Genomic DNA, 26,400 nt, shown 5'->3' on the forward strand with positions numbered 1-26,400 from the left:
TACTAATGAAAAAATTAACCTTAACCCTACTACTAATTGCTTTCGCATGTCACCTAAACCATGCACAAACATTTAATCAATATTATGCTGATGTGGTCTCAGATGTTTCAGAAACTAACATCTTAAACGATTTAACAGCCTTCGAAAATTTTGGTATCAAAACTGTTGGATCTACTGCACTCACTAACACTCAAAATTGGATCACAGCCCGTTATCAAAGTTATGGTTATACTGATGTAGAGTTACAATCATTTACGTATGCAGCTGGTACCAGTAACAATATTATAGTAACAAAAACTGGGACAGTATATCCAAATACTTACTTGATTATCGATGCACATTACGATACCATTAATGGCCCAGGTACAAACGATAATGGAACTGGTACTGTTTTACTACTCGAATTAGCACGACTTCTTAAAGATGTTGATACTGAGTATTCAATCAAGTTTATTCATTTTTCTGGAGAAGAAGATGGCTTAATTGGCAGTAACTATTATGTCAATAATACTGTGATTCCTCAAGATTTAGATATTAAACTCGTCTTCAACATTGATGAAGTTGGAGGTGTTAATGGTATGAATAATGACACTATTGTATGTGAACGAGATGAAGCAAATCCACCATCTAATAATGCTGCTTCTAATACAGCAACCAATAGCTTGGCTATCTGCATGGAGTTATACTCTAATTTAGAAACTGAAATATCAAATGCCTACGCTTCAGATTACATCCCTTTTGAGAATAATGGAGAAATTATTACAGGTATCTATGAAAAAAATATATCTCCAGTAAACCATACTGCTAATGATAACTTAGCTAATATGGATCCCTATTATGCTTACGAAGTAACAAAAGGTGCTTTGGGAACAGTAATGGAGTTTGCTATGGCTTTTGAATCATTAAGTATAGAAGAGCAGAATGATTTTGACAATTTAGTGACTGTCTCTCCTAACCCATCTAAGAACTACTTCAAAATTGAATTTAAAAACCCTGTACATCGTGCTATAGATTTTAAACTTGTTGATATGTCTGGTAAAGATGTCTATAAAAATCGGCTCACAAAGCAAACACAAACTGTAGCTATAGATAGTATGGCCTCTGCACAATATTTAGCCGTGTTTAAAATCAATAATAAACGTTTTGTGAAAACCGTAGTAATCGATTAAAGTCATATCTAAGGCATGAAAAATAAACCTCATACTCCTGTTGGATTTAATTGTGGTCTCGAAATGAAAAATCGATTCATGCTAGCGCCAATGACAAATACCCAAAGTCATGAGGATGGCATCTTATCTGATGACGAATATCATTGGCTGACAATGCGAGCCAAAGGCGGGTTTGGACTCACCATGACTTGTGCTTCTCATGTTCAAAAAATAGGCAAAGGTTTTCCTGGACAACTAGGTATATTCTCCGATGTGCATATCGAAGGCCACCAAAGGTTAGTTAATGGGATTAAAGCCTATGACAGCTTAGCAGTTATTCAATTACATCATGCTGGTATGCGTTCGCCTTATGAGGTGATTAAAGAAAAATCGGTGTGTCCTTCGGATAGTGAAAAACATAATGCTCGTGCCTTATCTTTAGATGAAGTTTATCAATTGCGAGATGATTTTATTGCTGCAGCTGTTCGCGCTCAAAAAGCAGGTTATGATGGCGTTGAAGTTCATGGTGCTCATGGTTACATTCTAACCCAGTTTTTGAGTAGCAAAATCAATAAACGCAATGATGAATATGGTGGACCTTTAGAAAATCGAGCGCGATTATTATTTGAAATTGTGGACGGCATTAGAAAAGCATGTGGATTAAAATTCTTGTTAGGAGTACGCTTATCTCCAGAACGTTTTGGAATGCAGCTCCAAGATATAAAAACTATCACGCAGCAATTGGTTGACCTGCACAACATCGACTTCCTTGATATATCACTTTGGGATGTGTTTAAGTATCCCGAAGACGATATGTATCAAAACAAATCATTACTAGAGCATTTTACCGAAATTGATTTTAAAACTGTGAAATGGACCGTTGCTGGTAAAATTAATTCAGCTCAAGATGTACATAAGGTCTTAGATGCCAATGTAGACTTTGTGTCTATTGGTCGTTCTGCTATTTTACACCATGACTTTCCTATGCAAGTGATTAATAATTCTAACTTCGTGCCCACCTCATTACCTGTTTCAAAAAGTTATTTGGAACGTGAAGGCCTTGGTAAGGACTTCATCTCTTATATGAAGCGTTGGAACGGATTTTTAAAAGAGTAAAGTCTCTATATAATTAATTATAAGTTACCATTTCTTAAATTTCTTTTTTGTTACTGCTTAAAGTTTTCGCATCTTTAAAAATAACAAACACTTATACTAATGAAAATCATCACGCTACTTCTCTGCCTTTTATGTTTCAATTTCAGTTTTAGTCAAGATGACATCAACGATTTAGTCAAACAAGGTATAACTTATCATGATGCTGGAGACTATGATAAAGCTATAGCGACCTATAAAGAAGCGTTAAAAATAGACTCTAAGTCTTCATTAGTGAACTATGAATTATCACTCAGTTATTTTTATAACAAAGATTTTAAAAACGCAATAAAGCATAGTGATGTTGTTATTGATAATGATAAAGAGCATGTTAAAGCAGCCTATATTACAAAAGGCTCATCTTTAGATAACCTAGGAAAAATAAAAGAATCAATAAAGCTATTCAAAAAAGGTATTAAAAAATTTAAAACTGAAGGTCTTCTCTATTACAATCTTGCTTTAAATTATTATAAATTAAAAGATTTTGATGAAGCCGAAGAGGTTATAACACAAGGCATCACTCAAGATCAAAGTCATGCAAGTAGTCATTTAATGTTAGGGTATCTTAATTATGATAAAAACAAAAGAGCTCAAAGCCTATTAAATTTACACTATTTTCTACTTCTAGAGCCTGCTACTGCTAGATCTCAACAAGCTGCCGGTTTAATTCAAACGATGATGAGTAGCAATGTAAATAAAGATGATGAAAAACCCAACACCATAAATATTTCGCTTTCATTACCAGACGAAGATGACGAATTTAGCGCCGCCGAACTTATGATATCCATGCTTGAAGCTTCTAAAAGCTTAGAAGAAAATGAAGGTAAATCTGAAGATGAATTGTTTATTGAAAATACAGATTCCTTTTTTACTATTTTGGGTGAATTAAAAGATAAAAAGAGTAAAGGTATCTATTGGGATGTTTATGTAAACTTCTTCTATAAATTAGCCAAAAGTGACCATATGCCTGCTTACTGTTATTATGTAATGCAATCTGTAAATAAAAACTCTCAAACATGGTTAGACTCAAATACAGATGCTTTAGATGCTTTTGACCAATGGTTGCAAAACAATTAAACAGTTTTTAGAATAGCTTACTTGTAAATTACAATATAATACAATCAAAATCTACGTAGAACTACGTAGATTTTGCATTTACAAAAAACGTATCTTCGTTTATAATCATTTATAAATATCTAAAAATGGTATTGTTAAAAAGGGAGAATTATGCAAAATCAGCTTACAAAAAAGGTTAACGCCATGTTTAATCTTGATTACAGCAAAGAAGATGATATTTGGTTACAAAAAAGTAAAACGCTACGTAAACTCATTGGCGTATTAGGTATGGCTCTGCCATTTATACTCATCATCATTACATTTTTATTTTTTGATCTCGCTAGGCCTATAGAGTCTATAAGTCACTATTACTATACAAGAGCTGGAACCGTATTTACAGTAATTCTAAGTGTCATCGCTATTTTCTTAATTGTCTACAGTGGTAAAGAACCCAAGGATTTTTATATCTCAACATTCGCAGGCATATTTGCCCTTTTTGTGGTGTTCTTTCCTACGGGAAATTTAAGTGAGGTCTGTTGTGACACCTTAAGAGAGTACTCTGTAACCTTTATTAAAGGGAATGCTAGTGCTGGTTTTAGAGAAACCTTTCATTTAGTTTCTGCAGGTATCTTTATAGCCTTACTAGCTTACATGTCGCTGTTTATCTTTACAATTTCGAACAAACCTAAAGAAAAACGCGGACGAAAAAAACGCATAAGAAATAGAATTTTTCGTTGTTCTGGCGTTTTAATCATTTTTGCGCTGCTAGTAATTGTCTTAGGGTTAGATGGGATCAATGTTATTCCTAGAGACTTTTATGATAACAACCAACTCACCTTTTGGATGGAAACTGTAGCAGTTGAAAGTTTTGGTTTTGCGTGGTTGATTAAAGGAGAGGCAATGTTTGGTGATGATCCAGAGTACATGGCGATGAGTACGGCTTCTGAATCATAAAATTAACCCTTACGTAGACATTTGTTATAGAATAATACACGAATACTCTGTAAAGCAATTATAATATGCCTCGTCCAACTACTATACAGCATGTTCTTGAAGAGCTAGATATGATCATTAATGACAGTATCCTAACTAACAGTCGTGTAGGCTTATTTGCATACATCTATCGACGTACTACTGCTGAGATCGCATCTGAAATTGCCTTAGGTAATTTTGAGAATAATGAACGTTTAGAGATCTTAGATGTAGCATTTGCCAATTTATATTTAGATGCTTATAAAGCCTATAAAAATGAACAAGCAATAAGCATGTCATGGGCCTTTGCTTTTGATCATGCAGATGAATCCTTAACCATTTTACAACATATTATGTTAGGAATGAATGCCCATATCAATCTAGATCTTGCCATAGCAACAGCATCTACGATGTTTAATCAAGACATTAAGAATATAGAAAACGACTTTAATAAAGTGAACGATATTCTGTTTCAAATAACCAATGAGTTACAAGACAGACTAAGTCGAGTTTCTCCTTTACTATTTATTCTAGATTGGTTGGGAAAAAACAAGGATGAACAAATTATTGACTTTAGTATGCGCAAAGCTCGGGAGCAATCTTGGAATTCAGCAAATCTACTATGGTCATTAGGAGAAGATCATACTGAAAGCACCAAAACCAATATAGATCAAGTTGTTTTTAAGCTTAGTGAATATATTAAAACACCTAAGTCACGAGTTATTCGATTTTTTCTCAAGCTTATTCAGAAATTTGAAACGACACAAGTGAGTAAAATTATTTCGAAATTGAAAGCAGAATAAGCATCAAAAAATAAATGTACTAAGACATTAATGTGTGGAGAATTATATTCAAAACCCGTAAATACACCCATACATGCTGTTAATTTTCAATGTATTTTTAAAACTTGTTATCTTAAAAAGAGTTATTAATTTCTAAGGCTAGATAGCATGAAATGAAGATATGTATTAAATTAAAAGCGACTAATTTTATATTCTTATTTTCATATACACATTCATCAATATCAAAACGTATAATTTATGATAAATAAAGGTTCTCTTAAAAAATTAATCAATGATGAATATGACGCGGCATTTGATAAAATGGTAACTATCGATATTTCAGCTGTGGCTGAAGCTATTGAAAAAAAAACGTTTCTTCTCATAGAAGACATTCTACATGGGTTTACAAATCAACTTATACCAAATTCTAGATCTGTCGAAGATCGTCTAGATAAAAAGATATTACTAGGCAGTGTTGCATATTCTATTAGAGTACAAGAACCGTGGGACAGTCCAGATTCAATTATTGTAGCCTATGTAAAATTATATGCTTTTGACAGAAAAATCAACAATCCAAAAACAAGAACGATAAAAATTGATGGCATAGGTAAGTATAAACAATTTACTCTTATCACTCCTGAATCAATGAGTATTGATATTGAAGGTGTATCAGAAATAATTAAAACCATTTTTGAAACAAGTTACAGTTGGCTCTTTCAAAAAATCAGAAAAGTAGTCAAAGGTTCTCATATGGTTACTAGTAACCTGTACACGAGATTAAAGATATCATTGGAAAATAAAAGTCATATATACAGTACTGTTTGGTTTGTTGTACAACACAAAGATCAATGTATAGTACTTCTTGATTCTGATAATATTGAAAAAGCAATGAAATCATTAAGCTCAAACTTAATTCACCCAGATACTAGTCCTTATAAACTTTTAGATCAATTTATAAATATGAGGCTTCCATTTGACAAAGCTTTTGCTAAACAAGCATTAAAAAAAGGGGCTTGTGTTAATGGTGTTATTAATAAAGGTAAGTATACAAATGACTTACCTTTATTGGCCGCTGGGCAAATTCAAATTTTCACGCCTGAGGTATCTGTTTTTCCGGTAATCACTGAAGGAAGAAATCACTTATATGCAAGTTTTCCAACTAAATTTAGGGGTGACGTCGAACCCATTTTACTTGATAACCAAGAATTCTTAATCAACGAATTCAAGAGTTTTAATTCAAGAATTAAGCGATTGATTAAATCTTTAGATAATCATAAAATAGATGTTACCAGAATTGCCGAATTCCTTGGAGTTTTTGCAGGAACCTATACTAATACTATATTAAAAAGTTGAAACCAATAACATGTATACAGAAAAACAAGAAACAATCTTTAATCCCTAACCAAAGGCAAGGTGCTACAACGCAATAAACCTTCTTGTTTAGCAATTTCGGCATAAGGGACTTCTTCAACTGTAAATCCTTGTTCACGAAGCCAAGTATTTAATCTCGTAAAGTTACGTTCAGAAATAATCACATCTTCAGCAATAGAAAATACATTGCTGTTCATATTGTACATCTCGTCTTTAGTGATTTCGAAGACGTTCTCTTTTCCGAAGAAATCTAACAACCATTGGTATTCACTTTCTATTAGAAATCCGTTTTTGTGAAGTATGGCTTTGTCTTTCCCTATAGGCTGAAAACAACAATCCAAATGCAAAGCATTTTCCTTAGGATCTGTATTAGATTTTCGTAATTCAAATGCCTTAACTGTTTTATTTGGAAATAACTCTTGAATGGCAATTACGGCATCCATATTGGTACGTGCTGTGATAAAATCTGGATAATCATCACCAGAATAGGTTCCAATAAAAATATAGTCATTCCAAGGCATAACATCACCGCCTTCTACATGACATTCTTCTGGTAAAGTTATACGTTGTTCTTCAGGAATTTGGCTCCAAACATGTTCGATAGCTTCAATCTCACGATCACGATCAGGTAAAATATTAGCTCTTATAAATTTATTTTCTATGACAAAAGCAATATCTCTAGAGAAAATTTGATTGTAATCCTTAATCACTTTTGGCCTGTATACAACAACGTCATATTTTTCAAACACCTGAGCAACGGCTTCCATTTCCTTGACCATATCCTTTTCAACAGGATAAGTCCCTGCCTTGATGTGTTCAATAGATTTTGGATCGTAGGCTTCTTCTAAAGTTGGTACAGGACCAACACTTTCGGCAGTCCCTAAAACAACAGCTCTCAAACGAGCAGTTTCGTTTTTTATATTAGGTTTTATCATAAATTACAAATATAAAAAAAGCTTCATATTAATTTATGAAGCTTTTATTGGGCATGTACTAATCCCTATCTATTATTAATATCTTTAAATGGTCTGTGCGTTTCTCCAATATAGATTTGTCTTGGACGACCAATTGGCTCTTTACGCAAACGCATTTCTCTCCATTGTGAAATCCATCCTGGTAAGCGTCCTAAGGCGAACATTACAGTAAACATTTCAGTTGGAATACCCATAGCACGATAAATAATACCAGAGTAAAAATCTACATTTGGATATAATTTTCGGTCTACAAAGTATGAATCTTCTAAAGCTTCTTTTTCTAGACCTTTGGCAATATCTAAAATTGGATCTTCAACACCTAAATCAGCCAATACTTCATCGGCTGCAACTTTAATAATCTTGGCTCTAGGATCAAAGTTTTTGTATACACGGTGTCCGAATCCCATTAAACGGAAAGGATCATTTTTATCTTTTGCCTTAGCCATATATTTCTTAGTATCACCTCCATCTTCTTTAATACCTTCCAACATTTCTAAAACTGCTTGATTGGCTCCTCCATGTAATGGTCCCCAAAGCGCTGAAATACCAGATGACAAGGATGCAAATAATCCTGCGTGAGATGAACCTACAATTCTTACTGTAGATGTTGAGCAATTTTGCTCATGATCGGCATGTAGAATTAATAACTTATCTAAAGCATTTACCAAAATAGGATTTTGAACATAATCTTCATCTGGGCGTTTAAACATCATTTGAAGAATGTTCTCAACGTATCCAAGCGATGAACTTCCATAATCTAGAGGCATACCATGCTTTTTACGCATCGTCCAAGCTACTAAAATCGGGAACTTACCTAAGATCCTTACAATAGCATTGTACATTTCCTCTTCAGAATCAACATTAACTGAAGTAGGATTAAATGCTGTAAGAGCACTAGTTAAAGATGCTAACACACCCATTGGATGCGCAGCCTTTGGAAAGGCGTCTAATATTTTTTTGACATCATCATCAACAACAGCATGTTTTTTGATATCTGAATGAAATTGTTCTAATTTTTCTGAGTTTGGTAATTCTCCAAAAATTAAAAGATAAGCGACTTCAAGGAAATCAGCTTTTTCTGCTAATTCTTCGATAGAATACCCTCTATATCTTAAAATTCCTTTCTCACCATCTAAAAATGTTATGGCGCTTTCACAAGACCCTGTATTTTTATACCCTGGATCAATTGTAGTCACACCACCAGTAACACCTCTAAGTGTTTTGATATTAATGGCTACTTCATTTTCTGTACCTGTAACTAACGGAAACTCATGTTTTTGTCCATTAATTTCTAGTGTAGCTTTATCTGACATATATCTTGAATATTTTATTTTGAATGTTTATCGAAATCGAGTTTACGAATTTACGAAATATCTAAGGATTTATGAAGTCTTATTACAATGCTTTTAACAATTTTGATATTCATAAAATCGATACTAAAAAAGCAGTCGTTTTTACGATATTATCATTACACCAAAATTAAAATAAAGCTTGAATTACAGTTCGTAATTATTAATTTTGTCCTCCCAACCAATAGCTATGCGATACATTAAGATTTTCTTTTTATTCATATCCATGACATCTTTTTCTCAAGTGGTTAATATCGAAACCTTGCGAAAAGCAACCGATTCGGCAAAATGGACAGGATCTGTTAGTTTGGATGTCTCGCTCATTAAGAATACCAATGATATTTTTAGAATTGCGAACAAAGCTCATATTCAGTATAACGATAAGACAAATCTTTGGTTATTTGTAAACGATTTAAACTTTCAGAAAGTAGAGGGCAATTCGTTAGTAAATCGTGGCACTCAACATTTGAGATACAATCGAAAAGTTTCTGAACGCATCAAATGGGAAGCTTTTGCACAAGCCCAATATGATGCGATTTCTCAAATTGATTTTAGAGGATTATTAGGAACTGGGCCTCGATTTAAGCTTAGTGAGAAAGAAAATTACATGTTTTACTTAGGAACATTGATTATGTACGAATATGAAAAAGCCGATAATGTTATTACAGATCGCGAGCAAAACGATGTGAGAGGAAGTGCTTATTTATCGTTTAGTATGTATCCAACTGAAACGATAAGTATTATAAGTACAAGTTATTATCAGCCAAAAATTGATGCCTTTAGTGATTATCGCATTTCTAGCAATACCTCATTACTTTTTAAAATCTTTAAGGATTTGGCCTTTAAGACTAATTTCAATTATTTCTACGATGCTGTTCCTGTGAGTTCAAATATTCCAAAGACCCAGTTCGAATTAACCAACGGGTTATTATATACATTTTAAAAGTAAAAAACCTATTCGAACTAACGAATAGGCTTTGATATGATTTCATAAACTGTATTATTTCACTTTAAATGCATTCATTTGCGGAAAGTAAGCAACGTCTTCTAATTCTTCTTCGATACGTAATAACTGATTGTATTTTGCCATACGATCACTACGAGATGCAGAACCTGTTTTAATTTGACCTGTATTTAAGGCCACAGCTAAATCTGCAATAGTATTATCTTCAGTTTCTCCTGAACGATGTGACATTACAGATGTATAACCAGCGTTGTGTGCCATATTTACGGCTGAAATCGTCTCGGTAAGTGTTCCGATTTGATTCACTTTAATTAAGATAGAATTAGCGATTCCGTTTTCGATACCACGAGATAAACGTTCTACATTGGTTACGAATAAATCGTCACCTACTAATTGTACTTTATCACCAATTTGTTCGGTAAGGTATTTCCAACCTTCCCAATCATTTTCATCCATACCATCTTCAATAGAAATAATAGGATATTTAGACGCCAATTCTGCTAAATAATCTGCTTGCTCTTTACTTGTACGAACTTGTCCAGAATCACCTTCAAAGATGGTGTAATCATATGTTCCATCTTTATAGAATTCAGCAGCAGCACAATCTAAAGCGATCATCACATCATCTCCCAATTTATAACCAGCATTCGCTACAGCTTTTGCAATGGTTTCTAAAGCGTCTTCTGTTCCGCCTTCTAAATTTGGTGCAAATCCTCCTTCATCTCCTACAGCAGTACTTAACCCTCTATCGTGTAATACTTTTTTAAGGTGATGAAAGATTTCAGTTCCCATTTGCATTGCATGTGTAAAGTTTTTTGCCTTAACTGGCATTACCATAAACTCCTGAAACGCGATTGGCGCATCACTATGAGAACCACCATTAATAATATTCATCATTGGCACTGGCAAAGTATTGGCAGACACACCTCCAACATATCTATATAATGGCATTCCCAATTCACCAGCTGCCGCTTTCGCAGCTGCTAACGACACACCTAAAATAGCATTAGCTCCTAATTTAGATTTGTTAGCTGTCCCATCTAAATCTATCATTAATTTGTCTAATCTATTTTGATTAAATACTGACTCTCCAAGAAGTTCTTGAGCGATTATAGAATTTACATTGTTGACTGCTTTTGTCACACCTTTTCCCATATAAGCGCTTCCTCCATCTCTTAGCTCTACAGCTTCGTGTTCGCCAGTTGAAGCTCCAGAAGGTACTGCAGCTCTTCCAATCATTCCATTTTCTGTAGTGACATCGACTTCAATTGTTGGATTTCCTCTAGAATCTAAAATTTGTCTTGCATGAATATTAATTATAATGCTCATTATATTGTATTTAAGTTATTTCTAATTTAAGTTTCAAATTTACAAAATAGTTAGTCTAAAAGGTATCTGCAGAACGCAGTTTTACATTATATCTCAACTATAATGTTTTCGTAAAAGAAAAATGTCAAAGAAACTTTCATTTCCTTGACATTTCATCATTAATTATTTTTGATATTTTGAATAAACTCATCAAATAAATAGGTTGAATCGTTTGGTCCTGGACTTGCTTCTGGATGGTATTGCACCGAAAAACAGTTTTTATTCTTCATTTTCATTCCTGCAACCGTATGATCATTTAAATGTACATGTGTGATTTCTACATCTGGATGATTTTCTGTTTCTTCTCTATTAATAGCAAATCCGTGATTTTGAGAAGTGATCTCACCTTTTGTTGTCACTAAGTTCTTTACAGGGTGGTTAATTCCGCGATGCCCATTATGCATCTTATATGTCGAAATACCATTAGCTAATGCTATAACTTGGTGGCCTAAACAAATCCCAAATAATGGCAAGTCTCTTTTAATAATTTCTTTAGCGACAGTTTGTGCTTCTACTAAAGGCTCTGGATCTCCTGGACCATTAGATAAAAAATAGCCATCTGGTTGAAATGCTTCTAGATCTTCAAATTTAGAATTATATGGAAACACTTTAATATAGGCATCTCGCTTAGCCAAATTGCGAAGGATATTCTTTTTAATTCCGATATCTAAAGCAGCTATTTTATAAGTGGCTTTTTCATCACCATAATAATAAGGTTCTTTGGTAGATACCTGAGAGGCTAACTCTAAGCCTTCCATACTTGGCACTTTAGCTAATTGTTTTTTAAGTTCGTCAACGTTATCTACTTCAGTAGATATAACGGCGTTCATTGCACCATGATCTCTAATATGACTCACTAACGCTCGAGTATCTACATCAGAAATAGCAAGTAGGTTATTGTCATTTAAAAATTCTTCAAGTGATTTGTCTCCAGCTGGACGAGAATATTCAAAGCTGAAATTTTTACAGATTAACCCAGAAATTTTAATCGAATCAGATTCTACTTCATCAGATTTGGTTCCATAATTCCCAATGTGCGCATTGGTAGTTACCATTAACTGCCCATAGTATGAAGGGTCAGTAAAAATCTCTTGGTATCCTGTTGTTCCTGTATTGAAACAAACTTCACCAAAGGCAGTACCTTCTTTGCCAATTGATTTTCCGTGAAAAATTGTTCCGTCTGCGAGTAAGATTAAGGCTTTTTTACGTTTTTGATATATCATTTTTATAGAAAAGTTTTACAAAATTGCACAAAAAAAAGGATAATCTAAAATAGATTATCCTTTATATATTAAATGCTTATTAACATTTATTCTTCTTCGTTAGTTGCTTTCGTTTCAACTGGAGGAGTTGCTGGCTTAGATCCACCTCTTCTACTTCTTCTAGTAGTCTTCTTCTCTTTTTTACCAGCGTTGTAGATATCGTTATAATCTACTAACTCGATCATTGCCATATCAGCGTTATCACCAAGTCTGTTTCCTAATTTGATGATTCTTGTATAACCACCTGGACGATCTCCAACTTTTACTGCAACATCTCTGAATAATTCAGTAACTGCATCCTTTTGTCTTAACCTAGACATTACGATACGCCTGTTATGTGTTGTATCTTCCTTTGATTTTGTGATCATAGGCTCAACAAATTGTTTTAAAGCTTTTGCTTTAGCAACAGTAGTGTTGATACGTTTGTGTTCGATTAACGAACATGCCATATTAGCTAACATTGCTTTTCTATGAGCAGTCTGTCTTCCTAAATGGTTGAATTTTTTTCCGTGTCTCATGACATTTTGTTTTAATCATCATCTTGCTTCAACTCTCTTTGAGGAGCAAAATATGACGTATTAATCTTTATCTAATTTGTATTTTGCTAAGTCCATTCCGAAGTTAAGACCTTTAACATTTACAAGCTCTTCAAGCTCAGTTAAAGATTTCTTACCAAAGTTACGGAACTTCATTAAGTCATTTTTATTGAATGATACTAAGTCTCCTAATGTATCTACTTCTGCTGCTTTTAAACAGTTAAGTGCACGTACAGAAAGATCCATATCAACTAATTTAGTTTTCAATAGTTGTCTCATGTGAAGTGATTCTTCATCATAAGTTTCAGTTTGTGCAATTTCATCAGCTTCAAGAGTGATACGCTCATCAGAGAATAGCATGAAGTGGTGAATTAATATTTTAGCTGCTTCAGTCAAAGCATCTTTAGGAGCGATTGAACCGTCTGTGATGATTTCAAAAACTAATTTTTCGTAATCGGTTTTTTGTTCAACACGGAAGTTTTCAATGCTATACTTAACATTTTTTATTGGCGTATAAATCGAATCTGTAAAGATTGTTCCAATTGGCGCAGAAGCCTTTTTATTTTCTTCAGCAGGAACATAACCTCGACCTTTTTCAATCGTGATTTCCATATTGATATTCACCTTTGGATCTAAGTTACAAATCACTAAGTCTTTGTTTAATACTTGAAATCCTGAGATGAACTTTTGGAAATCTCCAGCTGTAATTTGATTTTGTCCAGAGATAGAAATTGAAACAGATTCGTTATCAACTTCATCTATTTGACGCTTAAAGTTAACTTGCTTTAAGTTCAAAATCATTTCAGTAACGTCTTCAACTACACCAGCAATTGTTGAGAACTCGTGATCTACACCTTCAATTCTCACCGATGTGATTGCGAAACCTTCTAAAGATGATAATAATACTCGTCTTAGAGCATTACCTACTGTTAATCCGTAACCTGGTTCTAAAGGTCTAAATTCAAATTTACCTTCAAACTCAGTTGAATCAATCATGATTACTTTGTCGGGCTTCTGGAAGTTTAAAATTGCCATATTATTGTCTTCGTTTTAATTGTTATTTAGTTGCGCGATTTATAAGTTTGAAGACCACTAATAAATCCTTTGGCCAAATACCAATATGATTAATTTATTATTTAGAATATAATTCGACGATGTATTGTTCGTTGATATTTTCTGGAATTTGAATACGTTCTGGAATAGAAACATAAGTTCCTTCCTTTTTATCGTTATTCCATGTAATCCACTCATATACACTACTAGAGTTAGCTAATGAATTTTGAATAGACTCTAATGATTTAGATTTTTCTCTAACAGCAACTACATCTCCTGCTTTTAATTGGTAAGAAGGAATGTTTACGATACCTCCGTTTACAGTGATATGTCTATGAGAGACTAATTGTCTAGCTCCACTTCTAGATGGAGACAATCCCATTCTGAAAGCAACGTTGTCTAAACGAGACTCACATAGTTGAAGTAAAACTTCACCTGTAATACCTTGAGCAGCTGTTGCTTTTTTGAACATGTTTCTGAATTGCTTTTCTAATATACCATAAGTATATTTAGCTTTTTGCTTTTCCATTAACTGGATAGCATATTCAGATTTTTTTCCACGACGCTTGTTAGCTCCGTGTTGACCTGGAGGATAGTTTCTTTTTTCAAAAGCTTTATCATCTCCAAAGATAGCTTCACCGAATTTTCGGGCTATTTTAGTTTTAGGACCAGTATATCTTGCCATTTTTAAATTTGTTTTGAGAGTGTTTGTGAATTAAGGTCTTAATCTTATCCTTCGACAACCGTTGATCTCTCGTTGATACTTGTTAATTGTTATTTTTCAGTTTGCAAATTTACGCATAAAAAATTAATATCAACCATTAAAATAGTTGATATTAATTCTATAGAGCAATAAATTAAACTCTTCTTCTTTTTGGAGGTCTACATCCATTGTGTGGTAATGGTGTAACATCGATAATTTCTGTTACTTCTATACCTGCATTGTGGATTGAACGAATAGCAGATTCTCTACCATTTCCAGGACCTTTCACGTAAACTTTCACTTTCTTTAGTCCAGCTTCTTTTGCAACTCCAGCAGCATCTTCTGCAGCTAATTGAGCAGCGTAAGGCGTGTTCTTTTTAGAACCTCTGAATCCCATTTTACCAGCTGATGACCATGAAATCACATCACCTTTTTTGTTTGTTAAAGAGATGATAATGTTGTTAAAAGAGGCAGCTACGTGTGCTTCTCCAACAGCGTCTACTATTACTTTACGTTTTTTAGTACTTGACTTTGCCATATTTTTCAGTTTCTAGTTGTTAGTTTTTTCTAGTTTTTAGAATCCTAAACATTGCTATTTCAGACAGATTCCTCTAACGGTTAAAACTAATGACTAATGTCTATTATTATTTAGTTGCTTTTTTCTTGTTAGCAACAGTTTTTCTTCTACCTTTTCTTGTTCTAGAGTTGTTTTTAGTTCTCTGACCTCTTAATGGAAGTCCAGCTCTATGACGAATACCTCTGTAACATCCAATATCCATTAATCGCTTAATGTTTAATTGTGTTTCAGAACGTAATTCACCTTCAATAGTATAAGATCCTACAGCGTCACGGATTGCTCCAATTTGCTCATCTGTCCAATCTTGTACTTTGATGCTTTCGTCTACTTTAGCTGTTGCTAAAATTTCTTGTGCTCTACTTCTACCTACTCCGTAGATATAAGTTAAAGAGATTACTCCTCTTTTCTGTTTTGGTATGTCTACACCTGCAATTCTTGCCATAATTACCCTTGTCTTTGTTTGAATCTAGGATTCTTTTTGTTAATGACGTAAAGTCTACCTTTTCTGCGGACTAATTTACAGTCTGCGCTTCTTTTTTTAATGGATGCTCTTACCTTCATGGTTTTAGTATCTATAAGTTATTCGAGCCTTTGTTAAATCGTAAGGACTCATTTCTAATTTTACTTTGTCTCCAGGTAACAACTTAATATAATGCATACGCATCTTACCTGAAATGTGTGCAGTCACTATGTGACCATTTTCTAGTTCAACTCGGAACATCGCATTTGATAATGCTTCGATGATTGATCCGTCTTGTTCTATTGCTGCTTGTTTTGCCATATTATATGTTTTAGTATTTAATCTTGGATTAGCAAATACCTTGCCTAAAAAATTTCCGAAGATTATCCTCTAAATTAGTATTACATTTAAGCTACTGCTTTTCTGTTTTTACCTGTCTTCATCAAGCCATCATAATGTTTATTTAACAAGTATGAATTGACTTGCTGCATTGTATCTATTGCAACTCCAACCATAATTAGTAGCGATGTGCCACCAAAGAATAATGCCCATCCACCTTGAACATTCATAAGCTTTACAATAACTGCTGGGAACACAGCGATTAATGCTAAGAATATAGATCCAGGTAATGTGATTTGTGACATTATTTTATCTAAATACTCTGATGTTTCTGTTCCTGGACGAATTCCTGGAATAAAACCACCACTTCTTTTTAAATCATCTGCCATTTTGTTTGTTGGAACAGTAATCGCAGTATAGAAATACGTAAAGATGATAATTAGTAATGCGAACACAACATTATACCACAATCCGAAAGGATCGTTAAACTGTGCTTGCATCCATTGACCAACTTCACTAGATGAACCAAAAGATTTTCCAATTAAACTTGGTACAAACATAATTGCCTGAGCAAAGATAATTGGCATTACTCCTGATGCATTTAACTTTAATGGTAAAAACTGTCTGTTACCAAATACGTTTTTCTCGTATCCTCCAGAAGCAGTTCTTCTAGCATATTGAACAGCAATTTTACGTACTGCCATAACTAACATTATAGATGCTAAAATGATTACAAACCAAACTACTAATTCGATCAAGATCATCATTAAACCACCATTTCCACCACCATCTAATCTAGCTGATGCATTTTGTAAGAACGATTGAGGTAAAGTAGCAATAATACCTACCATAATTAATAATGATATACCATTACCAATACCTTTATCTGTAATCTTTTCTCCTAACCACATAGCAAATATACACCCAGTTACTAATATGATAACTGAAGATATATAGAATGTTGGACCAGTACCTAATAAAAATGCTGTTGAAGGAATACCAAATGCAGGTTGTAAACTTGCTAAGTAACCAGGTGCTTGGAATAAGCAAATGATAATTGTTAGCCAACGTGTGATTTGTGTAATCTTCTTTTGTCCACTAGCGCCTTCTTTTTGAAGTTTTTGCAAATAAGGAATAGCAATTCCCATTAACTGAACAACAATAGAAGCCGAAATGTAAGGCATAATACCAAGAGCAAAAACTGAAGCATTTGCAAAGGCACCACCAGTAAACATATTAAGAATTCCTAATATCCCACCATCTGCTCCGTCTTGTAAACCTCCAAGTTGACTTGCATCAATACCTGGTAAAACAACTTGAGCACCGAAACGGTAAACTAAAAGCAGACCAAGTGTCAAAATGATTCTGTCTTTTAACTCAGTTATTTTCCAAACATTTTTTAATGTATCTATAATTTTCATACTAAAGTGTTCTTATAAAGTTACCGCTTCTCCGCCTGCAGCTTCAATTGCAGCTTTTGCTGAAGCAGTAAATTTATGAGCAGTTACTGTTAATTTTGATTTTAATTCACCACGACCAAGAATTTTAACTAATTCATTCTTTCCCGCCAAACCTAGTTCAACTAGAGTTTGAAAATCAACTGCATCTTTTATTTTCTTGTTATCTACTAACTCTTGTAATGTATCTAAGTTTACACCTTGATATTCTACACGGTTAATATTTGTAAATCCAAATTTAGGAACTCGTCTTTGAAGTGGCATTTGACCACCTTCGAAACCTAATTTCTTAGAGTAACCAGAACGAGACTTTGCTCCTTTGTGACCACGTGTTGCAGTACCACCTTTTCCAGAACCTTGTCCACGACCTACTCTTTTACCTTGATTCTTTGTAGAACCTTCTGCTGGTTTTAAATTACTTAAGTTCATCTTATATTGTTATTTCGTCTCTTCAACAGAAACTAAATGTGAAACTTTATTTACCATTCCAAGAATACTTGGAGACGCATCATGTACTTTGGTTTGACCAATTTTATTTAATCCAAGAGATTCTAAAATTCTCTTTTGATTTTGTGTACGATTGATTGCACTTTTTACTTTTGTTACTTTAATCTTTGCCATCGTCCTATTGATTAACCGTTAAATACTTTTTCAAGAGAAACTCCTCTATCCTTAGCAATTGTTCTTGCATCTCTTAATTGTAATAAAGCATCAAAAGTTGCTTTAACTACATTATGAGGGTTAGAAGATCCTTGAGATTTAGATAATACATCGTGTACTCCAACTGCTTCTAAAACTGTTCTTACAGCTCCACCAGCAATTACTCCTGTACCAGGAGCAGCAGGAATAATATTTACTCTTGCTCCACCATATTTACCTTTTTGTTCGTGAGGTAAGGTTCCTTTGATAATAGGAATTCTAACTAAGTTTTTCTTCGCATCTTCAACTGCTTTAGCAATTGCAGTTGCAACATCTTTAGATTTTCCTAAACCGTGACCTACAACTCCAGCTTCATCACCAACCACTACGATCGCTGAAAAACCGAAAGCTCTACCACCTTTTGTTACTTTAGTAACTCTTTGCACACCAACTAAACGATCTTTAAGATCAATTCCACTTGGTTTTACTAATTCTGCGTTTTTATATTTTTGATACATAGTGTCTTAGAATTTAAGTCCGCCTTCTCTTGCGCCTTCAGCTAATGATTTTACTCTTCCGTGATATTGGTATCCACCTCTATCAAAAGAAATAGTATTGATACCTGCTTTTATTGCTTTCTCAGCTACAGCTTTACCTACTAAGGCAGCTATTTCTGATTTTGTTCCTTTCTCAGAAGCAATTGCTTTATCTCTTGAAGATGCAGCTGCTAAAGTTTTACCTGTAACATCATCTACAACTTGAGCATAAATTTCTTTATTACTTCTATAAACAGCTAAACGTGGTCTTGCTTCTGTACCAGAAACTACCTTACGTATTCTGCTTTTTATTCTTAGTCTTCTTTCGTTCTTTGTTAATGCCATAACTAATTTTTTAAGCTGATTTACCTGCTTTTCTTCTTAATTCTTCACCAACAAACTTAACACCTTTTCCTTTGTAAGGTTCTGGTTTTCTAAAACCACGAATCTTCGCAGCTACTTGTCCAACTAATTGTTTATCGTGAGATGTTAATTTAACTATTGGGTTTTTACCTTTTTCTGAAATGGTCTCAATTTTCACTTCTGATGCAACATTTAATACAATGTTGTGAGAGAATCCTAAAGCCAAGTCTAATTTTTGACCTTGGTTAGATGCTCTATAACCTACACCAACTAGTTCTAATTCTTTAGTCCATCCTTTAGAAACACCTTCAATCATGTTGCTTACTAAAGATCGGTATAAACCGTGTTTAGATTTTTGTTCTTTATTATCTGCTGAACGTCTTACAAGTACGTTTCCGTCTTCAACTTTCACTTCAACAGCATCATATGGTTGTGTTAATTCTCCTAATTTACCTTTTACAGTAATTACGTTGTCTTTAACTTCAACTGTAACTCCTTCCGGAATTGCTACTGGGTTATTTCCTATTCTTGACATTGTTCTTTCTGCTTTAAATTAGTAAACGTAACACAATAATTCACCACCAACGTTTTCACGTTGCGCTTGCTTACCTGTAATTACACCTTTAGATGTAGAAACGATAGCAATACCTAAACCGTTAAGGATTCTAGGCATTTCATTTGCGCCAGCATACTGACGTAAACCTGGTGTACTGATTCTCTGAATTTTTTTGATAACCGACTCTTTAGTTTCCTTGTTGTACTTAAGGGCAATTTTAATTGTTCCTTGTACAGAAGAGTCATCAAATTTGTAACTTAAAATATATCCTTGATCGAATAATATTTTAGTCATCTCTTTCTTTAAGTTTGACGCAGGAATTTCAACCACTCTGTGGTTTGCTTTCACTGCATTTCTGATTCTTGTTAAGTAATCAGCAATTGGATCTGTATTCATTTGTATTAATTTGCGGTAGTGGTTTTCGACCTCATGCCGAACCTAAAACCAATTTATAATTCTTGTCTGTAATCGCAATAAAACGATTTGGTCTACCAAGATGCTTTTTTAACACCTGGAATCAAACCTTGGTTTGCCATTTCACGAAATGTTACACGTGAAATACCGAAAGTTCTCATGTACCCTTTTGGTCTTCCTGTTAGTTTACATCTGTTGTGCATTCTAATAGGTGAAGCATTTTTAGGTAACTTTTGTAATGCTTCGTAATCTCCAGCTTCTTTTAAAGCTTTACGTTTCTCAGCATATTTAGCTACTGTTTTTGCTCTTTTTACCTCACGGGCTTTCATTGATTCTTTAGCCATATCTTAGTTCTTTTGAAAAGGTAATCCCATTTCAGTTAATAACGATTTTGCTTCTTTATCTGTGTCTGCAGATGTTACGAAAGTAATATCCATACCAGAGATCTTGTTGATTTTGTCAATGTTGATTTCTGGGAAGATTATTTGTTCAACAACACCTAAGTTATAATTTCCTCTACCATCAAAACCTGTAGCTTTGATACCGTTGAAATCTCTAACTCGTGGTAACGCCGAAGTTACTAAACGATCTAAAAACTCATACATTTGCTCTCCTCTTAACGTAACTCTCACACCAATTGGCATTCCCTTACGTAATTTAAAAGATGCAACATCTTTTTTAGATAGTGTAGCAACAGCTTTTTGACCAGATATCATTGTTAACTCATCAATAGCATGATCAATTAATTTTTTATCGGCAACGGCAGCTCCAACTCCTTTAGATATTACAATCTTTTCAAGTTTAGGAACTTGCATTACGTTTTTATATCCGAATTCTTCTGTAAGAGCAGAAACTACTTTGTCCTTGTACTCTTGTTTTAATCTTGGAATATAAGCCATAACTATATTACTTCATTTGATTTTGTTGAAAATCTTACTTTCTTGTCACCTTCCATTTTATAACCTACTCTAGTTGTTTCTCCTTTTGAAGTTAACAATGATAAGTTAGACATATGGATTGGTGCTTCTTTCTCTACAATTCCACCTTGAGGGTTTTGTGCACTTGGTTTTGTATGTTTCTTAACCATGTTCACGCCTTCTACGATGGCTTTGTTTTTATCCTTTAATACTTTAAGCACATTACCTTCTGTACCTTTATGGTCTCCAGCTATTACTTTTACAGTATCTCCTGATTTAATTTTAAACTTTGTCATTTTATTAGTCATTAAAGCACTTCTGGTGCTAATGAAACAATTTTCATGAATTGTCTATCACGAAGTTCTCTAGCTACTGGTCCAAAAACACGTGTTCCTCTCATTTCTCCTGTTGGATTTAAAAGTACACAAGCGTTATCATCAAATCTAATATAAGATCCATCTGGACGTCTCACTTCTTTTTTAGTACGAACAACTACTGCTGTTGATACTGCTCCTTTTTTAATGTTTCCATTAGGAGTAGCATCTTTTACTGAGACAACAATTTTATCTCCAATAGAAGCGTATCTTCTTTTTGTACCACCTAGAACACGGATAGTTAATACTTCCTTAGCTCCAGTGTTATCAGCTACTTTTAATCTTGATTCTTGTTGTACCATAATTACTTCGCTCTTTCAATTATTTCTACTAATCTCCAACATTTAGATTTACTCATAGGTCGTGTTTCCATGATCTTTACAGTATCTCCAATGTTACAATCGTTTGTTTCGTCGTGAGCAACATATTTTTTTGTTTTCAAAACGAACTTTCCGTACATAGGGTGTTTCACTTTTTTAACTTCAGAAACCACAATTGATTTCTGCATTTTGTTACTAGTAACAACTCCTATACGCTCTTTTCTTAAATTTCTTTTTTCCATCTTTCAGCCAGAATACAATTATTGTATTTCTCTTTTAGTTAATTCTGTTGCAATTCTTGCTACTGAACGTCTAACGTTACGTAACTGAATTGGGTTATCTAATGGAGAGATTGCATGTGCCATTTTAAGGTCTGCATAACTCTTTTTAGTTTCACCAAGTTTCTCTTGTAACTCAGCTACTGATAATTCTTTAATTTCTGATTGTTTCATAATATCAAATAAATTATGCTTCGTAATCTCTAGCGATTAAAAACTTAGTTTTAACTGGTAATTTTTGTGCAGCTAAACGTAAGGCTTCTTTAGCAACTTCCATTGGTACTCCACCAACTTCGAAGATAATTCTTCCTGGTTTTACTACAGCTACCCAGTATTCTACAGCACCTTTACCTTTACCCATACGTACTTCTAATGGTTTTTTGGTAATTGGTTTATCTGGAAACACTTTAATCCATAATTGTCCTTCTCTCTTCATGTAACGAGTTGCAGCAATACGCGCAGCTTCAATTTGACGAGATGTCAAGAAATTAGCATCTAAAGATTTTATTCCAAACATACCATTAGAAAGTGTATGACCTCTTCCGGTATTTCCTTTCATACGTCCTTTTTGGACCTTACGAAATTTTGTTCTTTTCGGTTGTAACATATTATTACTTTTCTTTAAAAATTACTTTCTACGACGAGATTTATTGTTCCCACCGCGTCCTCCAGACTTGCCACCTTGCTTCTTAGACAAGCCAACTAATGGAGAAAGTTCTCTTTTTCCGTACACTTCACCTTTCATGATCCATACTTTAACACCTAATCTACCATAAGTAGTATGTGCTTCAACTAAAGCATAGTCAATATCGGCTCTAAATGTAGATAAAGGAATACGTCCTTCTTTATAGTGTTCAGAACGTGCCATTTCAGCACCATTCAAACGACCACTAATTTGAATTTTTATTCCTTCTGCATTCATACGCATAGCAGCAGCAATTGCCATTTTAATTGCACGTCTGTAAGAAATACGATTCTCAATTTGACGAGCAACACTAGATGCTACTAAATAAGCGTCAAGTTCAGGTCTTTTAATTTCAAAGATGTTTAACTGAACTTCTTTTCCAGTAATTTTCTTAAGCTCTTCTTTTAACTTGTCTACCTCTTGACCACCTTTTCCGATAATAATACCAGGTCTAGCAGTAGTGATAGTAACGGTTACAAGTTTAAGCGTACGCTCAATGATAACTCTAGATACACTAGCTTTTGATAAACGAGCATGGATATACTTTCTGATTTTATCGTCTTCAGCAAGTTTATCACCATAATCATTTCCACCATACCAGTTAGATTCCCATCCTCTGATAATTCCTAAACGATTTCCGATTGGATTTGTCTTTTGTCCCATATCTCTATTTAAGCTTGTGTGTTATTTTTAGCTCCAATCACAACAGTTACGTGATTTGATCTTTTTCTAATTCTGTGAGCACGACCTTGAGGTGCTGGACGTAATCTCTTTAACATAGATCCTCCATCTACTCTAATCTCTTGTACAAACAAATCTGCTTCTTCCATATCAGCATCTTCGTTTTTAGCTTGCCAGTTAGATATTGCTGATAACAACAATTTTTCTAAGCGACGAGATGCTTCTTTTTGGCTAAATCTCAAGATTTGTAATGCCTTCTCTGCTTCTTTTCCTCTTACCAAGTCTGCAACTAAACGCATTTTTCTTGGTGAAGTTGGGCAGTTATTCAACTTTGCAAATGCAACGTTTTTTCTGCCTTCCTTAATAGCGTCTGCCATTTGTTTTTTACGACTTCCCATAGCTTACTATTTTTTTCCTTTATTTTTTGCACCTGCATGACCTCTAAACGATCGTGTTGGTGAAAATTCTCCTAATTTATGACCTACCATATTTTCAGTTACGTAAACTGGTACGAATTGACGACCATTGTGAACTGCAATTGTTTGTCCAACAAAATCTGGAGAAATCATAGAGGCTCTAGACCACGTTTTGATTACTGTCTTCTTGTTAGCGGCTACATTTGCTTCAACTTTTTTAGCCAATTTATAGTGGATGTAAGGTCCTTTTTTTAATGAACGTGCCATATTATTTCAATTATTTCTTTCTACGTTCTACAATATACTTATTACTCGCTTTCGTCTTAGAACGTGTTCTATAACCTTTAGCTGGAATACCATTTCTTGATCTAGGGTGTCCTCCTGAAGATTTACCTTCACCACCACCCATTGGATGATCAACTGGATTCATTACTACTGGTCTTACTCTTGGTCTTCTACCTAACCATCTTGATCTACCTGCTTTACCAGATACTGTTAATTGATGATCAGAGTTAGAAATTACTCCAATTGTAGCCATACATTCTGAAAGAATCATTCTAGTCTCACCTGAAGGTAATTTTACTGTCGCAAACTTACCATCTCTTGCCATTAATTGAGCAAACGCTCCAGCACTTCTTGCCATTACAGCTCCTTGTCCAGGACGTAACTCAATACAAGAAATAATTGTACCTAATGGGATTTGACTTAATGGCATAGCATTACCAATTTCTGGTGCTATTGCTTCTTTACCAGACACTACATTTTGCCCAACTTGTAAACCATTTTGAGCAATGATGTAACGTTTTTCACCATCTTGATAATTCAATAATGCGATAAACGCTGTTCTGTTTGGATCGTATTCGATAGACTTAACTTCACCAGGAACTCCGGTTTTGTCACGTTTAAAATCGATAATACGATACTTTCTCTTATGACCTCCACCTATTTGGCGCATGGTCATTTTTCCTTGACTGTTTCTACCACCAGATCTTTTGTTCGGAACGAGTAAACTCTTTTCCGGCTTATCAGTAGTTATGGCGTCAAATCCATTTACTACTCTAAAACGCTGAGCTGATGTGATTGGTTTTAATTTTCTTACTGACATTGTTGTCTAATTACATGTTAGTGTATAAATCAATTACTTCACCTTCCGCCAGTTGTACAATTGCTTTTTTAACAGCATTTGTTTTACCATGTTGAATACCTGTTTTTGTATAACGGGTACTACGATCTGGACGGACATTTATAGTACGAACTTTTTCAACAGAGACACCATAAGCAGCTTCTACTGCTTTTTTGATTTCTACCTTGTTCGCCTTGGTGTTCACTTGAAACGTAAAGCAGTTATTCAACTCACTATTAGTTGTCGCTTTTTCAGTGATGATAGGTTTAATTAAGATACTCATTGTCTTCTTATTTACTTAAATTCGATTCAATTCCTTCTAAAGAACTCTCTAAAAGAACTAATTTATTTGCATTTAAAATTTTATAAGTACTTAATTCTGAGTTCATTACAACTTCAGAGCCTTTAAAATTTCGTGATGACAAATATACATTATTATTTGACGCACCCAACACAAACAAAGATTTTTTGTCTTGTATGTCTAGCGCTTTCAATACTGCTGTAAAGTTTTTCGTCTTTGGTGCATCAAAATTGAAGTCTTCCAAAACAACGATATCTTTATCATTAGCTTTCATTGTTAACGCTGATTTACGTGCTAAACGCTTCAGGTTTTTATTCAGTTTAAAACTGTAATTTCTAGGTCTTGGTCCGAACATACGTCCACCACCTTTAAATACACCAGACTTGATACTACCTGCTCTCGCTGTACCAGTACCTTTTTGTTTTTTAATCTTACGTGTACTTCCTGCAATTTCTGCTCTTTCTTTAGCCTTATGAGTTCCTTGACGTTGGTTAGCAAGATATTGCTTAACATCTAAGTATACTGCATGATTATTAGGCTCAATAGCAAACACCTCTTTAGAAAGGTCTACCTTTCTACCTGTGTCTTTTCCGTTTATATCTAAAACTGCTACTTTCATTACTTTTGAATAATTACATAAGAGTTTTTGTGTCCTGGAACACATCCTTTAACTACAAGTAGATTCTTTTCTGGAACTACTTTGTATACTCTTAAATTTTCAACATTCACTCTTTCGCCACCCATTCTTCCGGCCATTTTCATTCCTTTGAATACTCTCGCAGGATATGAAGCAGCACCAATAGAACCAGGAGCTCTTAAACGGTTATGTTGACCATGCGTTGCTTGACCAACTCCAGCAAATCCATGACGCTTTACAACACCTTGGAAACCTTTACCTTTTGAAGTTCCAGCAATATCAACATATTCACCTTCGATAAAGTGCTCTACTGTTATTGCGTCTCCTAATTTGTAATCTCCTTCAAATCCTTGAAATTCCGCGACTTTTACTTTAACAGAAGTACCAGCTTTCTTGGCATGACCAATTTCAGCTTTTGTAGCACTTTTCTCTGTCTTGTCATCGAAACCAAGTTGAAGGGCATTGTACCCGTCTACCTCTTCGGTTCTGACTTGGGTAACGATACATGGTCCAGCTTCGATTACTGTACATGGAATATTCTTTCCATTTTCATCGAAAATGCTGGTCATACCGATTTTTCTTCCTATTAACCCAGACATAATTATTAATTTATTTATTATTACTTATTTATTAAAAT

39 protein-coding genes are annotated in these 26,400 nt (G+C 34.2%); 7 read left to right on the top strand and 32 right to left on the bottom strand.

All coding sequences use genetic code 11. The features are described 5' to 3' along the window. The first annotated feature begins 5 nt into the window (after positions 1-5). The 6 genes from Q0783_RS15425 (at position 6) to Q0783_RS15450 (ending at position 6,463) form a co-directional block, all read left to right on the top strand. Positions 6-1,169 (top strand): M28 family peptidase, encoded by a 1,164-nt coding sequence (locus Q0783_RS15425; RefSeq protein WP_298896608.1) that lies wholly within the window; start codon positions 6-8, stop codon positions 1,167-1,169. 15 nt (positions 1,170-1,184) lie between these two features. After that, positions 1,185-2,264, top strand: coding sequence for an NADH:flavin oxidoreductase (locus Q0783_RS15430; protein ID WP_298896609.1), 1,080 nt, complete (start codon positions 1,185-1,187; stop codon positions 2,262-2,264). Positions 2,265-2,363: 99 nt separating this feature from the next. After that, positions 2,364-3,377: a tetratricopeptide repeat protein gene (locus Q0783_RS15435; protein WP_298896611.1), complete on the top strand. Its 1,014-nt coding sequence runs from the start codon at positions 2,364-2,366 to the stop codon at positions 3,375-3,377. A gap of 150 nt (positions 3,378-3,527) precedes the next feature. Further along, positions 3,528-4,310 carry a hypothetical protein gene (locus Q0783_RS15440; protein ID WP_298896613.1) on the top strand — a complete coding sequence of 261 codons (783 nt, stop codon included), beginning with the start codon at positions 3,528-3,530 and terminating at the stop codon, positions 4,308-4,310. 65 nt (positions 4,311-4,375) lie between these two features. Next, on the top strand, positions 4,376-5,131 hold the full coding sequence (locus Q0783_RS15445; protein ID WP_298896615.1) for a DUF5995 family protein: 756 nt from the start codon (positions 4,376-4,378) through the stop codon (positions 5,129-5,131). Positions 5,132-5,368: 237 nt separating this feature from the next. Continuing rightward, complete coding sequence (locus Q0783_RS15450; protein ID WP_298896617.1) at positions 5,369-6,463, top strand: hypothetical protein; 1,095 nt, start codon at positions 5,369-5,371, stop codon at positions 6,461-6,463. A 38-nt stretch (positions 6,464-6,501) separates the two neighbouring features. Here the strand turns inward: Q0783_RS15450 and Q0783_RS15455 are convergent, their stop codons facing one another. Together Q0783_RS15455 and Q0783_RS15460 are read right to left on the bottom strand one after the other, a co-directional pair. After that, entirely contained in the window at positions 6,502-7,416 is a 915-nt protein-coding gene (locus Q0783_RS15455) for an arginine deiminase family protein (protein WP_298896619.1), read from the bottom strand. Between the two features lie 65 nt (positions 7,417-7,481). Continuing rightward, the gene (locus Q0783_RS15460) at positions 7,482-8,768 is read right to left on the bottom strand and encodes a citrate synthase (RefSeq protein ID WP_298896621.1); all 1,287 of its coding nucleotides are present in this window, start codon (positions 8,766-8,768) and stop codon (positions 7,482-7,484) included. A 226-nt stretch (positions 8,769-8,994) separates the two neighbouring features. Between Q0783_RS15460 and Q0783_RS15465 the strand changes: the two genes are divergently transcribed. Next, positions 8,995-9,747, top strand: coding sequence for a DUF481 domain-containing protein (locus tag Q0783_RS15465; RefSeq protein ID WP_298896624.1), 753 nt, complete (start codon positions 8,995-8,997; stop codon positions 9,745-9,747). Between the two features lie 57 nt (positions 9,748-9,804). On the opposite strand, the gene eno is transcribed toward Q0783_RS15465, so the two are convergent. The 30 genes from eno to rplC all read right to left on the bottom strand — a co-directional run bounded on the left by eno (position 9,805) and on the right by rplC (position 26,362). Next, positions 9,805-11,097, bottom strand: a complete 1,293-nt coding sequence (gene eno, locus Q0783_RS15470) for a phosphopyruvate hydratase (RefSeq protein ID WP_298896626.1) — start codon at positions 11,095-11,097, stop codon at positions 9,805-9,807. 158 nt (positions 11,098-11,255) lie between these two features. Next, positions 11,256-12,359 carry a glutamine-hydrolyzing carbamoyl-phosphate synthase small subunit gene (gene carA, locus Q0783_RS15475; protein WP_298896627.1) on the bottom strand — a complete coding sequence of 368 codons (1,104 nt, stop codon included), beginning with the start codon at positions 12,357-12,359 and terminating at the stop codon, positions 11,256-11,258. Between the two features lie 86 nt (positions 12,360-12,445). Then, on the bottom strand, positions 12,446-12,916 hold the full coding sequence (gene rplQ / locus Q0783_RS15480; RefSeq protein ID WP_230936865.1) for a 50S ribosomal protein L17: 471 nt from the start codon (positions 12,914-12,916) through the stop codon (positions 12,446-12,448). Between the two features lie 60 nt (positions 12,917-12,976). Then, positions 12,977-13,969 (bottom strand): DNA-directed RNA polymerase subunit alpha, encoded by a 993-nt coding sequence (locus tag Q0783_RS15485; protein ID WP_230936864.1) that lies wholly within the window; start codon positions 13,967-13,969, stop codon positions 12,977-12,979. A gap of 97 nt (positions 13,970-14,066) precedes the next feature. Then, entirely contained in the window at positions 14,067-14,672 is a 606-nt protein-coding gene (gene rpsD / locus Q0783_RS15490) for a 30S ribosomal protein S4 (protein ID WP_298896630.1), read from the bottom strand. 172 nt (positions 14,673-14,844) lie between these two features. Further along, on the bottom strand, positions 14,845-15,228 hold the full coding sequence (rpsK, locus tag Q0783_RS15495) for a 30S ribosomal protein S11 (RefSeq protein WP_120202429.1): 384 nt from the start codon (positions 15,226-15,228) through the stop codon (positions 14,845-14,847). 106 nt (positions 15,229-15,334) lie between these two features. After that, on the bottom strand, positions 15,335-15,709 hold the full coding sequence (gene rpsM, locus Q0783_RS15500; protein ID WP_230936862.1) for a 30S ribosomal protein S13: 375 nt from the start codon (positions 15,707-15,709) through the stop codon (positions 15,335-15,337). Positions 15,710-15,711: 2 nt separating this feature from the next. After that, entirely contained in the window at positions 15,712-15,828 is a 117-nt protein-coding gene (gene ykgO / locus Q0783_RS15505; protein WP_081990159.1) for a type B 50S ribosomal protein L36, read from the bottom strand. A 4-nt stretch (positions 15,829-15,832) separates the two neighbouring features. Beyond that, entirely contained in the window at positions 15,833-16,048 is a 216-nt protein-coding gene (gene infA / locus Q0783_RS15510) for a translation initiation factor IF-1 (RefSeq protein WP_026753784.1), read from the bottom strand. Positions 16,049-16,134: 86 nt separating this feature from the next. Then, positions 16,135-17,487, bottom strand: a complete 1,353-nt coding sequence (gene secY / locus Q0783_RS15515) for a preprotein translocase subunit SecY (RefSeq protein ID WP_298896634.1) — start codon at positions 17,485-17,487, stop codon at positions 16,135-16,137. A gap of 12 nt (positions 17,488-17,499) precedes the next feature. Next, entirely contained in the window at positions 17,500-17,952 is a 453-nt protein-coding gene (gene rplO, locus Q0783_RS15520; RefSeq protein ID WP_298760219.1) for a 50S ribosomal protein L15, read from the bottom strand. 9 nt (positions 17,953-17,961) lie between these two features. After that, on the bottom strand, positions 17,962-18,144 hold the full coding sequence (rpmD, locus tag Q0783_RS15525) for a 50S ribosomal protein L30 (RefSeq protein WP_230936859.1): 183 nt from the start codon (positions 18,142-18,144) through the stop codon (positions 17,962-17,964). Between the two features lie 11 nt (positions 18,145-18,155). After that, entirely contained in the window at positions 18,156-18,680 is a 525-nt protein-coding gene (gene rpsE, locus Q0783_RS15530; protein ID WP_230936858.1) for a 30S ribosomal protein S5, read from the bottom strand. Positions 18,681-18,686: 6 nt separating this feature from the next. Next, on the bottom strand, positions 18,687-19,043 hold the full coding sequence (gene rplR / locus Q0783_RS15535; protein WP_298896635.1) for a 50S ribosomal protein L18: 357 nt from the start codon (positions 19,041-19,043) through the stop codon (positions 18,687-18,689). Between the two features lie 10 nt (positions 19,044-19,053). Then, complete coding sequence (rplF, locus tag Q0783_RS15540) at positions 19,054-19,596, bottom strand: 50S ribosomal protein L6 (protein WP_298896637.1); 543 nt, start codon at positions 19,594-19,596, stop codon at positions 19,054-19,056. Between the two features lie 18 nt (positions 19,597-19,614). Beyond that, positions 19,615-20,013 (bottom strand): 30S ribosomal protein S8, encoded by a 399-nt coding sequence (gene rpsH, locus Q0783_RS15545; protein WP_230936855.1) that lies wholly within the window; start codon positions 20,011-20,013, stop codon positions 19,615-19,617. A gap of 92 nt (positions 20,014-20,105) precedes the next feature. Beyond that, positions 20,106-20,375, bottom strand: coding sequence for a 30S ribosomal protein S14 (gene rpsN / locus Q0783_RS15550; protein ID WP_099563531.1), 270 nt, complete (start codon positions 20,373-20,375; stop codon positions 20,106-20,108). A gap of 3 nt (positions 20,376-20,378) precedes the next feature. After that, complete coding sequence (gene rplE, locus Q0783_RS15555; RefSeq protein WP_298896643.1) at positions 20,379-20,930, bottom strand: 50S ribosomal protein L5; 552 nt, start codon at positions 20,928-20,930, stop codon at positions 20,379-20,381. 2 nt (positions 20,931-20,932) lie between these two features. Beyond that, entirely contained in the window at positions 20,933-21,244 is a 312-nt protein-coding gene (gene rplX, locus Q0783_RS15560) for a 50S ribosomal protein L24 (RefSeq protein ID WP_230936853.1), read from the bottom strand. Positions 21,245-21,255: 11 nt separating this feature from the next. Further along, positions 21,256-21,624, bottom strand: coding sequence for a 50S ribosomal protein L14 (gene rplN / locus Q0783_RS15565; protein WP_028871112.1), 369 nt, complete (start codon positions 21,622-21,624; stop codon positions 21,256-21,258). A gap of 2 nt (positions 21,625-21,626) precedes the next feature. Further along, positions 21,627-21,884, bottom strand: coding sequence for a 30S ribosomal protein S17 (rpsQ, locus tag Q0783_RS15570; RefSeq protein WP_053991431.1), 258 nt, complete (start codon positions 21,882-21,884; stop codon positions 21,627-21,629). An 18-nt stretch (positions 21,885-21,902) separates the two neighbouring features. Then, entirely contained in the window at positions 21,903-22,094 is a 192-nt protein-coding gene (gene rpmC, locus Q0783_RS15575) for a 50S ribosomal protein L29 (RefSeq protein ID WP_040278737.1), read from the bottom strand. A gap of 13 nt (positions 22,095-22,107) precedes the next feature. Beyond that, the gene (gene rplP, locus Q0783_RS15580) at positions 22,108-22,527 is read right to left on the bottom strand and encodes a 50S ribosomal protein L16 (RefSeq protein WP_298760244.1); all 420 of its coding nucleotides are present in this window, start codon (positions 22,525-22,527) and stop codon (positions 22,108-22,110) included. A gap of 21 nt (positions 22,528-22,548) precedes the next feature. After that, positions 22,549-23,268 carry a 30S ribosomal protein S3 gene (gene rpsC, locus Q0783_RS15585; protein ID WP_230936851.1) on the bottom strand — a complete coding sequence of 240 codons (720 nt, stop codon included), beginning with the start codon at positions 23,266-23,268 and terminating at the stop codon, positions 22,549-22,551. A gap of 8 nt (positions 23,269-23,276) precedes the next feature. Beyond that, the gene (gene rplV / locus Q0783_RS15590; protein WP_230936850.1) at positions 23,277-23,684 is read right to left on the bottom strand and encodes a 50S ribosomal protein L22; all 408 of its coding nucleotides are present in this window, start codon (positions 23,682-23,684) and stop codon (positions 23,277-23,279) included. Positions 23,685-23,690: 6 nt separating this feature from the next. Next, on the bottom strand, positions 23,691-23,969 hold the full coding sequence (gene rpsS, locus Q0783_RS15595) for a 30S ribosomal protein S19 (protein WP_298760247.1): 279 nt from the start codon (positions 23,967-23,969) through the stop codon (positions 23,691-23,693). A 10-nt stretch (positions 23,970-23,979) separates the two neighbouring features. Continuing rightward, complete coding sequence (rplB, locus tag Q0783_RS15600; RefSeq protein WP_230936848.1) at positions 23,980-24,807, bottom strand: 50S ribosomal protein L2; 828 nt, start codon at positions 24,805-24,807, stop codon at positions 23,980-23,982. Positions 24,808-24,817: 10 nt separating this feature from the next. Further along, positions 24,818-25,108 (bottom strand): 50S ribosomal protein L23, encoded by a 291-nt coding sequence (gene rplW / locus Q0783_RS15605; RefSeq protein WP_204346315.1) that lies wholly within the window; start codon positions 25,106-25,108, stop codon positions 24,818-24,820. Between the two features lie 7 nt (positions 25,109-25,115). After that, complete coding sequence (gene rplD / locus Q0783_RS15610; RefSeq protein WP_298896646.1) at positions 25,116-25,745, bottom strand: 50S ribosomal protein L4; 630 nt, start codon at positions 25,743-25,745, stop codon at positions 25,116-25,118. Further along, positions 25,745-26,362, bottom strand: a complete 618-nt coding sequence (gene rplC / locus Q0783_RS15615) for a 50S ribosomal protein L3 (RefSeq protein ID WP_230936846.1) — start codon at positions 26,360-26,362, stop codon at positions 25,745-25,747. Before rplC ends, rplD begins: the two co-directional genes overlap by 1 nt. Between the last annotated feature and the right edge of the window lie 38 nt (positions 26,363-26,400).

Source organism: uncultured Psychroserpens sp. (assembly GCF_947500255.1).
Taxonomy (GTDB): domain Bacteria; phylum Bacteroidota; class Bacteroidia; order Flavobacteriales; family Flavobacteriaceae; genus Psychroserpens.